This window comes from Pseudomonas sp. TH43 (assembly GCF_016650635.1).
Taxonomy (GTDB): domain Bacteria; phylum Pseudomonadota; class Gammaproteobacteria; order Pseudomonadales; family Pseudomonadaceae; genus Aquipseudomonas.
Map to the genome: position 1 here is coordinate 1828889 of NZ_JAEKFI010000004.1, position 15390 is coordinate 1844278.

The 15390-nt window shown below is 62.3% G+C and carries 9 protein-coding genes; 7 read left to right on the forward strand and 2 right to left on the reverse strand.

All coding sequences use genetic code 11. The annotated features are described in order from the left end of the window. Window positions 1–371: 371 nt before the first annotated feature. The 4 genes from JFT81_RS24690 to JFT81_RS24705 are packed head-to-tail and all read left to right on the forward strand — an operon-like array spanning window position 372 to window position 5069. A complete protein-coding gene (locus JFT81_RS24690) occupies window positions 372–1151 on the forward strand; it encodes an efflux RND transporter periplasmic adaptor subunit (protein ID WP_201229690.1) in 780 nt (259 codons plus the stop codon). Beyond that, window positions 1148–2467, forward strand: a complete 1320-nt coding sequence (locus tag JFT81_RS24695) for an HlyD family efflux transporter periplasmic adaptor subunit (protein ID WP_201229692.1) — start codon at window positions 1148–1150, stop codon at window positions 2465–2467. The genes JFT81_RS24690 and JFT81_RS24695 overlap by 4 nt, the downstream gene beginning before the upstream one ends. Then, a complete protein-coding gene (locus JFT81_RS24700; protein WP_201229694.1) occupies window positions 2468–4564 on the forward strand; it encodes an efflux RND transporter periplasmic adaptor subunit in 2097 nt (698 codons plus the stop codon). Window positions 4565–4574: 10 nt separating this feature from the next. Then, window positions 4575–5069: a GNAT family N-acetyltransferase gene (locus JFT81_RS24705; protein WP_201229696.1), complete on the forward strand. Its 495-nt coding sequence runs from the start codon at window positions 4575–4577 to the stop codon at window positions 5067–5069. A 100-nt stretch (window positions 5070–5169) separates the two neighbouring features. On the opposite strand, the gene JFT81_RS24710 is transcribed toward JFT81_RS24705, so the two are convergent. Together JFT81_RS24710 and JFT81_RS24715 are read right to left on the reverse strand one after the other, a co-directional pair. Beyond that, window positions 5170–5481: a hypothetical protein gene (locus JFT81_RS24710; RefSeq protein WP_201229697.1), complete on the reverse strand. Its 312-nt coding sequence runs from the start codon at window positions 5479–5481 to the stop codon at window positions 5170–5172. A gap of 53 nt (window positions 5482–5534) precedes the next feature. Further along, entirely contained in the window at window positions 5535–6122 is a 588-nt protein-coding gene (locus JFT81_RS24715) for a tail fiber protein (RefSeq protein WP_201229698.1), read from the reverse strand. A gap of 240 nt (window positions 6123–6362) precedes the next feature. Here JFT81_RS24715 and JFT81_RS24720 point away from each other — a divergent pair, with 240 nt between their 5' ends. The 3 genes from JFT81_RS24720 to JFT81_RS24730 all read left to right on the forward strand — a co-directional run bounded on the left by JFT81_RS24720 (window position 6363) and on the right by JFT81_RS24730 (window position 15385). Beyond that, on the forward strand, window positions 6363–7943 hold the full coding sequence (locus tag JFT81_RS24720; RefSeq protein WP_201229699.1) for a glycosyltransferase family 39 protein: 1581 nt from the start codon (window positions 6363–6365) through the stop codon (window positions 7941–7943). Between the two features lie 150 nt (window positions 7944–8093). Next, the gene (locus tag JFT81_RS24725) at window positions 8094–8939 is read left to right on the forward strand and encodes a sulfotransferase (protein ID WP_201229700.1); all 846 of its coding nucleotides are present in this window, start codon (window positions 8094–8096) and stop codon (window positions 8937–8939) included. Window positions 8940–8995: 56 nt separating this feature from the next. Then, entirely contained in the window at window positions 8996–15385 is a 6390-nt protein-coding gene (locus JFT81_RS24730) for an Ig-like domain-containing protein (RefSeq protein WP_201229701.1), read from the forward strand. Window positions 15386–15390: the final 5 nt, after the last annotated feature.

A 15390-nucleotide genomic window follows, 5' to 3' on the forward strand; every position in this document is an offset into this window, starting at 1 on the left:
ATGCAGGTCAACCACCAAATAATTGCAGGCTCACTCCGCTGGTTTATCTCCAGCACCGGCTCGCCAGTTTTGGTTGCTGATACCAACCGGGGTCAAGCCATTTAGGGGCTTCTGTATTAGAGGTTGTTGCAGGGAGAGGTACATTTGCCCTGCGTTCATTCTCTTAGGTCGCTTGTCTATCACCCTTTTCGCAATGAGCAATTGGTAGCTTCCTCAACTCGTGTAGGAAGTCGGGGTTTGCCTACCTTTCTTAAACAACCATGAAGCAGCCCTCTCTTTTGAAACATTACATTTCCATGGAGTGATGGCCTTTCGCTTGACGCTAACTTCCGCTGTCGTAGACTCCGCACATCCGTCAGGGAGTAGCGGTTATGCAGCGTTTTCGTGGTTGGGTTGTCGGATTGACCTTAGTTACGTGTGCAGTTCAGGCGCAAACGCCCGGGCCAGACGATCCGCTGCTGGATAACCCGGCGTCCGGCACGGCCACCGCGAGCAGTGAGGCGCGGGGTGTGTTGCGCGCTCGGGATCAGGCGACGCTGGCCAGCGAGTTGTCGGGGCGGATTGTCGAGTTGCCGTTCAGTGAGGGCGAGTCGTTCAAAAAGGGCGATACCCTGGCGCGATTCGATTGTTCGGCCTATCAGGCCCAGCTCAATGCCGCACAGGCCGCCAATCGTGGCGCCGGTGAAGAGTTGGCGCACAACAAACAACTGGCCGCGCTCAACTCTGTTGGCCGCTTCGAAGTGGCGCGGGCCGAGGCCAAGGTCAGCGAGACCCAGGCGCAATCTCAGGTTTATCAGGTGCAGGTCAAACGTTGCAGCGTGATCGCGCCGTTCGATGGGCAAGTGGTGGAACGCAAGGTTCAGCGCTATGAAAGCGTGCCGGCCGGCGCGCCGCTGCTCGATGTCGTCGACAATCGCACCCTGGAAATTCACTTGCTGGTGCCGTCGCGCTGGATGGCCAGGCTCAAGCCCGGTCAGACCTTCAGCTTCGTTCCCGATGAAACCGGTCAGCCGATCGACGCCACCGTCAAGCGTCTTGGTGCACGAATCGACGAGGGCAGCCAGACGCTGTTGCTGGTCGCAACACTCCCCGAAGCCAAAGGTTTGCTGGCCGGCATGAGCGGCACGGCACGTTTCCCGGAGCTTAAGTGAACGCCCCGGTGAGCGGCGGCGCCGAGCAGGTATTCGCGCGGTTTCTCGATCTTGAACGCCAGACCCGCGCTGCCCGTGATACTGCGCAACTGGCCTACAGTCTGGTCAATGACGGCCAGTCGCTGTTCGGTTTTCGTCATGCCGCGTTGTTGATTGCCGGCAAGGTGCAAGCGGTGACCGGCGTCAGCGCGGTCGAACCGAATGCGCCGTTTGTGGCGTTCGTCGAGCAGGCCGTGGCGCAGTTGTTCAAGCAGGATGTGCTCCAGCAGGCGCGAGTGATTGCCCCCGAATTGCTGAGCGACAGCCTCCAGGCCGACTGGCGCAGTCTGTCCGCCGCGCAGGTGTTCTGGCTGCCGCTGATTGGTCGCGACGCGCAGGTATTCGGCGGCTTGTGGCTGGCGCGTGATGTGCCGTGGAATCCCTCCGAACAAGTGCTGTTATCGCAACTCGGCGACACCTACAGCCATGCCTGGCTGGCGCTGCAACCGCGCAAGCCGTGGCGACTGCGCTGGACGCGCAAACGTCAGGTGGCGCTGGTTGCGGTGCTGTTGCTCGGGTTGTTGATTCCGGTGCGCCAATCGGTGCTGGCGCCGGCCGAAGTGGTGCCGCTGGGCGGTCGTGTGGTGGCAGCGCCGCTGGACGGAGTGATCGCCGAGTTTCTGGTCAAACCCAATCAGACGGTGAAAACCGGCGACGTCCTGGTGCGGTTCGAAAGCACCACGCTCAAGGCTCAGGCCGATGTCGCTGAACGCGCATTGGGCGTGGCCGAGGCGGAACTGAAATCCAATTCCCAGCGCTCGTTTGCCGATGCGGAATCCAGTTCACGCGTGGATTTGCTCGCCGCCCGCGCCGAGCAGAAACGCGCCGAACGCGACTACGCCCGCGAGTTGCTCAATCGCAGTGAAGTGCGCGCTGAACGCGACGGCATCGCAGTGTTTGCCGATGCCGAACGCTTGACCGGCAAACCGGTGCAGACCGGCGAACGTTTGATGGAAATTGCCGATCCGAACCAGGCCGAATTGCGCATCGAACTGGCGGTGGGCGACGCGATCTCGCTGGAACCGGGGGCCGAAATCTCGCTGTTTCTCGACAGCGATCCGCTGAAGCGCCACCTCGCCACGCTGGAGCGCTCGGCCTACGAGGCGCAACCGACCGCCGGCGGGCAGCTTGCGTACCGGTTGGACGCCAATTTCAACGATGCCCCACCGCGCATCGGCCTGCGCGGCACGGCGAAAATCTTCGGCGATCGCGCACCGCTGGCGTTGTACCTGCTGCGTCGGCCACTGGCCGGCCTGCGTCAGAGCGTGGGCCTGTAAATGCATCTGCCGAGCCTGCGTGCCGACCTGCAATTGTCGCCCGCGGCGCCGGCATTGGACGGCTCGCCGCGCTGGACGTTGGCCGATCCGGTGCGTGGGCGTTATTTCAAACTAGGCACGGCGGCGATGCGCCTGTTGCGCCACTGGTCACTGGGCGATGCCGAGCAAGTCTTGCGCGCGGCCAATCGCGAACCGGGCCTACTGCTGGACGGCACTGAGCTTGAGCAGTTGCTGGAGTTTCTGCGCGGTCACGATTTGATCAGCGCCATGGACGATCAGCAGCGCGCCAGTTACCGGCTCAAGGCCTTGGCGCAGAAGCAGAGCCTGTGGCAAATCCTGCTGCATCAATACCTGTTTTTCCGCATCCCGCTATGGCGCCCGGATGCGTTTCTCAATCGCGCCTGGCCGTGGTTGGAACGCGTTGGCCCGCGCTTGCTGCGCTACGGTTTGCCGGCAACATTGGCATTGGGCGTGTTTCTGGTCTCGCGGGACTGGCAGCGTTTTGTCGGGACGTTTCCGCACCTGTTCAGCCTTGGCGGCGCGTTGGCGTTTGGCGTGGCGTTGTTCTTTGCCAAGCTCTGTCATGAGTTCGGTCATGCATTCATGGCCAAACGCGCAGGGTGTCGGGTGCAGAGCATGGGCGTGGCGTTCATGGTTTTGTTGCCGATGTTCTACACCGATGTCAGCGATGCGTGGCGGGTCAATGATCGGCGCGCGCGATTGCTGATCGGTGCTGGCGGGGTGCTGGCCGAATTGTTGTTGGCCTGTATCGCGTTGCTGGCATGGTCGTTGTTGCCGGACGGGCCGGGACGCACGGCGGCGTTCATGCTCGCCAGTGCGACATGGATCACCACGCTGGTGGTCAACCTCAATCCCTTCATGCGCTTTGACGGTTATTTTCTGATCAGTGATTTCTGGGAAGTCGACAACTTGCAGGGCCGGGCGTTTGCCCTGTGTCGCTGGCGTTTACGCGAGTTTTTGTTCGGTTATGGCGCACCCGCGCCGGAGCCTTGGTCGCCGAAGATGCAACGGCGTTTGCTGATCTGGGGGTATGGCTCGTGGTTGTGGCGTGCAGCGTTGTTTTTCGGGATCGCGTTGGCGGTCTATCACCTGTTCTTCAAAGTGTTGGGGATCTTCCTGATGCTGGTGGAGCTGGTGTGGTTCATCTTTCTGCCGATCATGCGTGAGTGGCGCCAGTGGTGGAGCCGTCGAGAGCAGGCGCACGGCCCACGCGTGTTGCTCAGTGCTGCGGCGTTGCTCGGTCTGTTGCTGGTGCTGATCGTGCCGTGGCGCAGTTCGGTGGAGTTGCCGACGATGCTTGAGGCCGGGCGCGCCAGTGCGCTGCATGCGCCGACAGCGGCGCGGGTCAAAGCGCTGAGGGCGGCTGATGGGCAGAAGGTCGCACAGGGCGATGTGCTGATTGAGTTGGAGTCGCCGGATCTCGAGTCGCGCTTGGCGATTGTTCGCCGGGAAATCCAGGTTCAGCAGTTGCTGATGCGCCGTCAGGCCGGTCGCAGTGAAACCGCCGCGGACGCCGGCATCGTCGAGCAACGCCTGGCAGAAGCGGTGGCCGAGTACCGCGGCTTGAGCGCCCAGCGCGAACGGCTGCTACTGCGCGCACCACATGCCGGCAGCGTGCGCGATCTGCTGCCGAACCTGAGCGTCGGGCGCTGGCTGTCGACCAAGGATGCATTGGCCCGGGTCGTCGAGGATGGTGCACGCCTGCGCGGATATCTGGCCGAAGCCGAGTTGTGGCGGGTCAAACCCGGCGCCAATGGTCGGTTCATCGCCGACGATCCCATGCACCCGGCGCTCGCTGTGCAATTGAATGAAATCGACACCAATGGCGTGGCTTACGTCGATCAGGAGGCGTTGACCTCTGATCACCACGGGCCGATCGCCGTGCGTCGCGATCAACAGCAACGCGCGGAGCCGGTGCAGGCGCAATATGGCGTGCGCCTGAGTGCATTGACGACGGCCTCGACCCCGACGCAACCATTGCGCGGCGTGGTGGTGTTGCAGGGCAGCGGCGAATCGCTGCTGGGTGTGGCGTGGCGCCGGGTGGCGGCACTGGGCGTCAGGGAAAGCGGTTTTTAGGGAGAGCAGGATGACGGACAACGCAGCAGTGGCGGCAGAGGGATTGGTGGTACGGCCTTCGCGGGCAACCGACGGGCCGTTTTTGCAAAGTCTGTATCAAGCGGCGCGGCCGGATCTGCAATGGATCGACGGCGAGCCGGAACACGTGCAGCAAGTCGTCGTCCAGCAGTTTCAGGTGCAAGAGCAGGGCATGGGCGACAACTACCCCAACGCCATGCACTACGTGGTGGAAAAACTCGGCACCGCCATCGGCGCGCTGAGCACCGATTTCGGCGCCAACGAGATTCGCGTGTTGTACCTGGCGTTCATCCCGCAGGCGCGCGGCCAGGGCTTCGGCCGAGCGGTGCTGCAAGGCGTACAAAAGGCCGCGCAACAGATCCGCTGCCCGGTAGCGACCGTGGTCTGGACCAGCAACCCCCACGCGCGCCGACATTACCTGGCGCTGGGTTTCGCCGTCGAAGAGCGCAACCCCGCCGCCGAACGCCTCGTCTGGTACCCCCAATAATCCCCTGTAGGAGCTGCCGAAGGCTGCGATCTTTTGATCTTGTTGTTAAAAAAACAGAATCAAAAGATCGCAGCCTTCGGCAGCTCCTACACGAAACGAGTCAGTTAAAGGTGATGTGGAAGTAACCCAGCGCGGGGTCCCGGCCCATCGGGGGGACGCGCGAGACGAAGATGTCCTGCATTCGCCCCAGTTCCGGTAACTCCAGGGCACACAAGCCGTCGACAAACTCAGTCGGTTCCAGACTGCTCAGTTCGACGCTGAACGGCATGCGCTCGCTGTAGCGCATTTTCGCCAAGGGCTTTTCTTCAAGGTGTTCGATGTGAAATTGCAACGCAGTGCCGTCGGGCAGGTGCAGGGTGCCGATCCGTCCGAGCAATGCCTGGAAATGTTGGCTTTGAACCGTTTGCAGCATGGTCTCGCTCCAGCCAGTTGGGAGGCCGGGGGAGAAGATCCCCCGGCGATCGGTCAGTTGCGCGAAGGAAATATGCCCTGCAGGGCGATGCTGAAGTTGAGCACCAGATACGGGTTCATGATCGGCAGGGGCAGGCCATTGCCGGTCGGCGTGATGGTCCCGCTGATGGTGGTGGCTGCGCCTTTGAGCGGTACCGGAGATGCGCCCTGAGCGTCGGAAAAAATATTCGCCAGGCCCGGCCCGGTACCAGAAGCGCCGATGTAGGCGTTGGTCGCAGTCGGCGCGCCCGCCGGGTTACTGGCCGGGTTGGCCAGTTGCACGGTGGTGGTGGCCGTGAGCCCGGCCAGGGTGTGGGTGTGGGTCGGCAAGTTGCTGAGGGTGGCGGTGACTTGCTCGGCGCCAGAAATTTCCCCCATCACCCTCGGTGTCAGGCCGGGGCCGTTGCCTTGGCAGATCGGCAGGCGGCTTTGCAGGTTGGGCAACCCGAACGTTTGCTGGCCGTTGCCTCCATACACCGTCCCCAGCAATGCAAACAGCGCCTGGTTCTGGTTGATTCCGATGATCTGACCGTTGCACAAGGCCCAGCCGCTGGGCGCATAGTTGAAGGCAAACGTCAGAACAGTGCCCATGTAAACGTCCATAAAGTCCTCATCCTTCTGATTGGTTGTTGGCGGGCCGCTAGTGGGTTCAGGCTGCTGCTGTTGCCTTGGCACTCCGTGGCCAGGTCACGCCACGCCAGAGCGTAGACGCGGATCGGCAAGGTTGCCGGATGTCGTGAAAGCGCAAACCGGCATCGACGATTCTTGTGCGACTGACCTAAAGTGACTGGCAGGTTTACGGATTCATACGGTCGTAGTGTCGTGGCGCGGCGAGAGGCAGCAATGGCGGTAAACAGAGTAACGCCGGTGGGCGACACCCAGGATCCACACGCGACGCCAGGGTCGTGGTTTGGCAGCTTGCGCGTGATTCGTTGGGTCAGAGAACACTGGCTGTTGCCGATCCTGCTACTGGCGGCGGCCGTACGCTTTTACGATCTGACGGCCGCCGCGGTGTGGGGCGATGAGGGTTCGAGCCTGTTGCTGGCGCAATATTCGCTGGGCGAGATCTGGCACCACGCGGCGTTCGACGTGCATCCGCCGCTGTACTTCATGTTGCTGCACGGCTGGATCGAGCTGTTCGGCGACGGCATTCTCGCGATCCGCAGCCTCAGCGCACTGGCAGGCATTGCGGCCGTCGGGCTGGGCATCTGGCTGGTGGATCGACTGGCCACTCGCCGCGCGGCGATGCTCGCCGGTTTACTGCTGGCGCTGTTGCCGACGGCGGTGCGCTACAGCCAGGAAGTGCGCATGTACTCGCTGCTGGGCTTGCTGCTGCTCGCCGCGACACTGGCGTTGGTCTACTGGATCCGGCGTCCGCAACGGCATCGTTACCTGGTGTTTTATGCGCTGTTGATGGGCGCCGCGTTTTACACCCATTACTTCGCCGTGCTGGCGGCGCTGTGTCACTGGATTTATCTGGGCGTGATCCGCGTGCAGCGCGGTTATCGATTCCGCCACATCCAACGTCCGGCCTGGTGGCTGGCGAATCTGGCGATTGTCGTGTTGTACCTGCCCTGGTTACCCAACCTGCTCGATCTGACGCAGCACATGGAGCAGCTCAAAGTTGGCGGCGATGTGGGCTGGGAACCGCCGGTGACGTTGAGTTCGCTGCCGTCAATGATCTGGTCCTGGCTGATTCAGGACGATGGCGAGAATTTGCCCGTGGCGGTTTTCGCCGCATTACCGTTGGCGCTGCTGGCCTTGGCGGCGGTGGCGGTGATCCGCGATCGCAGCGTGTCACGTGGCAGCGTTTTGTTGGCGTTGTACACCGGCCTGCCGCTGGTGCTGGTGTTTGCGGTGTCGTTCATCACGCCAGTGTTCATCGAGCGTTATCTGACCGCCTATGCGCTGGGCCTGCCGTTGCTGGCGGCGCTGGCCATCGACCGTTTGTACAGCCGCGTGCGGGTGTTGGCGTTGGCGGTGCTGATGTCGCTGGTCGGGGTCGAGTGGGTGGGAGTCAGCAACAACGCCACGGTCGACAGCAATGATCAGCTAGATCGGGTGGTGAATTACGTCAATCTGCATTTTCAGCCTGGCGATCAAATCATCACCAGCGACATGCTCTGGTACCTCAGTTACGTCTACTACGACCGCACCGGCGCGCACGTGCGCCTCTTCACGCCACCCGCCGCCGATGGTCACTCGACGCGGCCGAACGATTATGGATTTGGCACGCTGGTAACCGCCGACGTCTATCTCGACAGCCTTGCCGAAGTGGCTGGCAGTCCTCGGGTCTGGCTGATCGGCGCGCTCGACGAGCCGGCAGAGTTTCTGCCATTGCCCGCGGCGTGGAAGGTTCGCGCAGAAGTCCACGCCGGGGGCGTGCAGGCGCGATTATTCACGGCGAATTCGAGCGGCGAATGAGGTATGCCGAAACAAAAACGTTTCACCTAAAAATTCGCGATTAAAAATTAACCTTTTAGTTCTTTTTGCTCTGATTTGATGTCAAAACACTACTAGTCGCAGGGTTGCCGTTGAACTACGCTTTGTCGGACAAAAGGACTTCCGATTACGGTGAAGGGATTGCAACAGTTCCACTTTATCTCCGGCTTGCCGCGCTCAGGCTCGACCCTGCTTTCTGCGATCCTTTTGCAGAACCCGCGCTTTCACGCCGGCATGACCAGCCCGGTCGGTTCGCTGTTCTCCAGTGTCCTCGAGCAATGCAGTGCCGGCAGCGAATTCGGCGCCGTCATCGACACCCAGATGCGCCGTCGTCTGTTGCGCGGTCTGTTCGATTCCTTCTACGCCGACAAGGTCGACAAACCGGTGGTGTTCGACACCAACCGGCAGTGGAGCGCCCGACTGCCGGCGATCAACGACCTGTTTCCCAAGGCCAGGGTCATTGCCTGTGTGCGCAACGTCGCTTGGGTAATGGACAGCCTCGAGCGGCTGTACCGCGCCAATCCCTATGAAAACACCAAGTTGTTCGGCGATGCCGTTGAACGCAACACGGTCTATAGCCGCTGCGAAACCCTGGCCCAGCGCAATCGGCTGGTCGGTTTTGCCTGGGCGGCGCTCAAGGAAGCCTATTACGGCGAACATGCCGACTCGCTGTTGATCATCGACTACGACTTGCTGACCCAGGCCCCGGAGCGGGTGCTGCGGCTGGTCTACGAGTTCATCGGCGAGCCGTGGTTCGAACACGACTTCGAACACCTGGCTTATGACGCCCCGGAATTCGATCAGGCCCTTGGCGTGGCTGGCCTGCACAAGGTCAAACCCAAGGTCGCCCTGCAGTCGCGCCGCACTATCCTGCCGCCTGACCTGTTCAAGCAATACGCGGATTTGTCCTTTTGGCTCGATGGCTCAGCCAGCGCCGCCAATGTCATTCGTATGAAGTCCGACGCCGCGCTCAGTTGATCGCGGCGTTTTTCATTGATGCGTTACGTACAGTCGTTCGATTTCGGGTGAGCAGCATGTGGTGGAGCAAGCAAAAGTCGCGGGTATCCGGGGGCCAACGGACGCTGGCTGCGCCAATGATCATGTCGCTGGAACCACGCATGCTGTTCGATGGCGCGGTCGCCGCAACCGTCGCCGATACGGCCGCCCAAGCGGATAGTCACCCGACCGCCGATGCCGCCAAGGCACCGGCAACCGATCATCCGGCGGCGAGCAAGGACACCCACGGTCAGGCCGACGCCACCCCGGCCGCCAGCCCCGTCGCCGTGCCGGGCCAAAGCGTGGTGTTCGTCGACTCCCGGGTGAAGGATGCCGACAGCCTGCTCAAAGGCGTCGCGCCCGGCACGCAAGTGGTCAAGCTCGATGCGAGCAAGGACGGTTTGCAGCAGATCGCCGATTACCTCAGTCAGCATCAGGGCGTCAGTTCGGTGCAGATCATTGCTCACGGCAATGCCGGTGATCTGTGGCTGGGCAACAGCTATCTGTCTGCCGACAACGTCGCGCAACGCAGCGCGATCCTCGGCGAGATCGGCAAGGACATGAATGTCGGCGGCGACATCCTGATCTACGGCTGCTACACCGCTGAAGGCGATCGCGGTTTGAGTTTCGTTGATTCGCTGGCGCAACTGACCGGTCGCGATGTGGCGGCTTCGAACAACCGTACCGGCGTCGGTGGCGACTGGGATCTGGAGATCGCCACCGGCAACATCGAAAGTGCCAACGTGCTGTCGACCAAGGCCATGAGTGAATATCAGTGGGGCTTGGCCACGTGGACCGCTACCAACAATGCGAACACCGGGGTCGGCTCGCTGCGCGCAGCCCTGGCTTCGGCGCAGAACGGCGATATCGTCACCTTCAGTTCCGGCATGACCGTGCAGCTGACTTCCGAATTGCTGATCAACAAGAACATCACCGTCGATGGCGACCTGAACAATGACGGCGTCGCCGATGTGACCCTCGATGGTCAATACAAGACTCGCGTGGTGGAAGTCACGTCTGGCAGCACCGTGACACTTGATGGTCTGGTGATCACTCGCGGCCTGGTTTCGGGCAACGGCGGCAATGGCGGCTACGGGGCGACCGGCGCCATGGGCGGCGGGATTTTCAACGCCGGTATTCTCACGCTGAACAACGTCTCGGTCACCGGCAACGCAGCGGCGGGCGGTGGCGGTGGCGGTGGTGTCACGGGCGCCAACTATGGCGGCGGTGGGGGCGGCGGCGGCGGCCTTGGCGGTCAGGGTGGCGGCCATGGCGGCACTGCCGGGCCCGGCACCGGCACACTGGGCGGTCAGGCCGGCAGCGGCGGCGTTGGCGGTTACGGTGGCGGTTACGACGCAACGCACATGGGCGGTCGCGGTGGCTCCACGACGGGCGGCGTCGGCGGGGTTGGCACGGCCGATTACAGCAACGGTGGCAATGGCGGCACGGCCAGCAACGGCACCATTTCCATTGGCGGCGGTGGTGGCGGTTCTGGCTGGGACAAGGTCGGTGGCGTCGGCGGCAATGCCGCCGGCGGTATTTACAACGCCTCGACCGGCACCCTGAAAATCGTCGGCACCTCGGTCATCAGCAACAACATCGGCGCAGGCGGCGGTGGTGGCGGCGGCAGCGGTCTGGGCAGCAACAATCTGAACGGCGGCGATGGCGGGCGCGGCGTCGGCGCGATCTGGAACCAGGGCGGAACGGTATTGATCACCGCCGCCAACTTCAACGCCCTCAGCGGCAACGCTGCCGGCAGCGGCGCCGGCGGCACGGAACTCGGTGGCGGTGTGTCGGGTACTGTTCCGTTGGCCTACGCGGCGATCTACACCAGCGGCGGTACGCTCAACACCGCTTACGTGGAGCCGCCGACCGCCACCATCGTGGTCGCCGACACCGCGCTGAAAATCGGCGAAACCTCGCTGGTGACCATCACCTTCAGCCGCGCCGTAAACGGTTTTACCAACGCCGACCTGACCATTGCCAACGGCACGCTGACCAATGTGTCCAGCGCCGACGGCGGTATCACCTGGACGGCAACCTTTACGCCGACCAACAACATTACCGACACCACCAACCTCATCACCCTCGACAACACCGGGGTGACGGCGGTGTCCGACAGCGTGGCAGGCGTCGGCACTACCAACTCCAACAATTACGCGATCGATACCCAGCGACCGACCGCAACCATCGTGATGGCAGACACCGCCCTGAAAATCGGCGACACCTCGCTGGTGACCATCACGTTCAGCGAGGCAGTGAGCGGTTTCACCAACGCCGACCTGACGATTGCCAACGGTACGCTGACCAACGTCAGCAGCGCCGACGGCGGCATCACCTGGACCGCGACGTTCACCCCGAACGCGAGCATTACCGATGCCACCAACCTGATTACCCTGGACAACACCGGGGTGGCGGATCTGGCCGGCAACGCTGGCAGCGGCACCACCGATTCGGCCAATTATGTGGTCGACACCGTGCGGCCGACCGCGACCATTGTCGTTGCCGACACCAATCTGGCGGCAGGCGAAACCTCTGTGGTGACCATCACCTTCAGCGAAGCGGTGAGCGGCTTCACCACCGCCGACCTGACCGTGGCCAACGGCACCTTGAGCGGACTGAGCAGCAGCGACGGCGGCATCACCTGGACCGCCACGCTGACGCCAACCACGAGCGTCACCGACACCACCAACCTGATCACTCTGGACAATACCGGGGTCAATGACCTGGCCGGCAACGCCGGCACTGGCAGCACCAACTCCAACAACTATGCGATCGACACCGCACGGCCGACGGCGACCATCGTGGTCGCCGACAACGCGCTGAAAATCGGCGAAACCTCGCTGGTCACCATCACCTTCAGCGAAGCGGTGACCGGGTTCACCAACGCCGACCTGACGATTGCCAACGGCACGTTGACGGCGGTCAGCAGCAGCGACGGCGGCATTACCTGGACGGCGACGTTCACGCCGACCGCGAGCATCACCGACGCGACCAACCTGATCACCCTCAACAACACCGGCATCAGCGATCTGAGCGGTAACGCCGGCACCGGCACCACCGACTCGAACAATTACGCGGTCGACACCGTGCGGCCGACCGCCACCGTGGTGTTCGCGCAAAACACGTTGAAAATCGGCGATACCTCACTGGTGACCATCACCTTCTCCGAAGCGGTGAGCGGTTTCACCAACGCCGACCTGACCATCGCCAACGGCACCCTGACGGCGGTCAGCAGCGCGGATGGCGGCGTCACCTGGACGGCAACGTTCACACCGAGCGCGAACATCACCGACGCCACCAATCTGGTGACGCTGGATAACACTGGCGTCGCCGACCTGGCCGGGAACGTCGGCACCGGAACCACCAATTCGAACAACTACAGCATCGACACCCAACGTCCGACCGCGACCATCGTGGTGGCCGACCCAACCTTGAGCGCTGGCGAAACCTCGCTGGTGACCATTACCTTCAGCGAAGCGGTGAGCGGCTTCAACAACGCTGACCTGACGATTCCCAACGGCACATTGACCGCCGTCAGCAGCAGTGATGGCGGCATCACCTGGACGGCGACTTACACGCCGACAGTCGGGATCAATGACGCAACCAACATCATTACCCTGGCCAATACCGGGATCGCCGACCTGGCAGGCAACGCCGGCACGGGCACGACCAACTCCGGTAACTTCACCATTAACACCGTGGCGCCAACGGCCACCATCGTCGTTGCCGACAACGCTCTGAACATCGGCGAATCCACCACGGTAACCATTACGTTCAGCGAGGCAGTCACCGGTTTCACCAATGCCGATCTGACCATCGCCAACGGCACATTGACCGCTGTCAGCAGCAGCGACGGCGGTATTACCTGGACGGCGACCTTTACCCCGACGAACAACATTACCGACGCGAGCAACCTCATCACCCTCGACAACAGCGGAGTGCAGAACGCATCCGGCAATGCGGGCAGCGGCACCACCAATTCGAACAACTACGCCATCGACACCCAGCGTCCGACCGTGACCATTGTGATTGCCGACACGGCGCTGGGTGTTGGCCAGACCACGACGGTGACTTTCACCTTCAGTGAAGCCGTGTTCGGTCTGACCTCGGCCGACCTGACCGTGGCCAATGGCACGGTCTCCGGGCTGACCACCTCGGACAACATCACTTACACCGCGACGTTCACCCCGGCGGCCGGCATCACCGACACCAGCAACCTGATTACTCTGGACAACACCGGCATCGCTGACGTGGCTGGCAATGCCGGCAGCGGCACCACCGATTCCAACAACTACGCGGTCGACAGCCAGCGCCCGACCGCCACGATTGTCATGAGTGATACCGATCTACGTCCCGGCGAAACCGCGCTCGTCACGATCACCTTCAGCGAAGCGGTCAGCGGTTTCGACAACTCCGATCTGAGCGTCGCCAACGGCACCCTGAGCAACGTGACATCGAGCGACGGCGGCATCACCTGGACGGCGACATTCACCCCGACCATTGGCGTCAGCGACGCCACCAACCTGATCGTCCTGAACAACAGCGGCATCAGCGATCTGGCCGGCAATACCGGCACCGGTACCACCAATTCGGCGAACTACGCGGTGCAGACTGAAGTGCCGACCGCGACCATCGTCGTGGCGGATACCGCGCTCAAGGCCGGGGAAACCTCGACGGTGACGATCACCTTCAGCGAGGCCGTCAGCGCTTTCACCAATGCTGACCTGACTATCGCCAACGGCACGTTGAGCAACGTGTCCTCCAGTGACGGCGGCATTACCTGGACCGCGACGTTCACACCGACCGCGAACATCACCGACACCAGCAACCTGATCAGCCTCGACAACAGCGGCGTGACCAATGCTTCCGGCAACAGTGGTGTCGGCACCACCGATTCGAACAATTTTGCCATCGACACCGCGTTGCCGACCGCGACCATTGTGGTCGCCGACAATCGCCTGGGCATCGGTGAAACCACCACGGTGACCATTACCTTCAGCGAAGGCGTGAGCGGTTTTGATCTGTCGGACATCAGCGTCGCCAACGGCTCGCTTTCAAACCTCACCAGCAGCGATGGCGGCATCACCTGGACGGCCACACTGACGCCGACCGCCAACGTCAACGACACCACCAACCTGATCATTGTCGACACGGCGGGGGTTCAGGATCTGGCCGGCAACCTCGGCGCCAGCATCGCGATTTCCAACAATTACGTGCTCGACGCGACCCGGCCGACGGTGGACATTGTCGTCGCCAATCCACACCTGGGTATCGGCCAGACCACCACGGTGACCTTCACCTTCAGCGAGGCCGTGAGCAATTTCGATCTGTCCGACCTGAGCGTGACCAATGGCGATTTGAGCAACCTGAGCAGCAGCGATGGCGGCAAGACCTGGACCGCGACCTTCACGCCGACGGCCAATGTCACCGACCCGAGCAACTTCATTGCGCTGGACACCAGCAACGTCACCGATTTGGCCGGCAACGTTGGCAGTACCGTCGCGGTGTCGAACAATTACGCCCTCGACAGTGAGCGGCCTAGCGCCACGGTTGTGATTGCCAACCCGAACATCGGCATCGGCCAGACCTCGCAGGTGACCATCACCTTCAACGAGGCGGTCAGTGGTTTCGATCTGTCAGACATCGCGGTGGCGAATGGCACCTTGTCCAACCTGAGCAGCAGCGATGGCGGCAAGACCTGGACCGCAACCCTGACGCCGAACGCCAACGTCAACAGCGCCAGCAACGCGATCAGCGTCAACAGTGGCGGGGTCAGCGATGCGTCCGGGAACAGCGGCAGCGGTGTCAGCAGCTCCAACAACTACGCGATCAACACCGTGCCGGTGGTCATTCCACCCATCGTGCCGACCACGCCGACCAGCGTCGTGATCCCGGATCCACTGATTCGCAGCAGCGACCCGGTGGTGCCGCCACCGCCGCAGAACGTGCCGTTGCAACCGATCATCTTTACTGCGCCAACCGGCGATCTCGGCTCACCGCTGACTTTCGCGCCGTTGTTCGAGCAACGAGTGATCGGCAACGGCATTCGTCCGATTGGCGATATTTTCATCAATCACGGGGCCCTCAGCCGCAGCTACATCGCACAAGTGTTCAGCAGCAGTGACAGCGGCGGCGATGGTTCCGGCCACGGTTTCCTCGGCTTTGGCGGTGGTGATGGCGGCGTATTCGCCAGCAGCACGCTGGCGAGCCTGTTCAACCAGAACAGCGCCACCGAGCGTGATTCCTTGAACGCCTTCGGCAGCCAGTCGCTGAAGGCCGGCGATGTTTCCCAGGGCCTGCGCGGCGTGTTTGGCGCACCTACGCTGGGGCAGCAACTGCAAGAACTCAAAGACACCGAGCAGCACCGGGTCGATAGCCTGGCGGCAGCTCTGCAACAGGTCGGTATCAGCGAAATATCGGCCTGAAAACA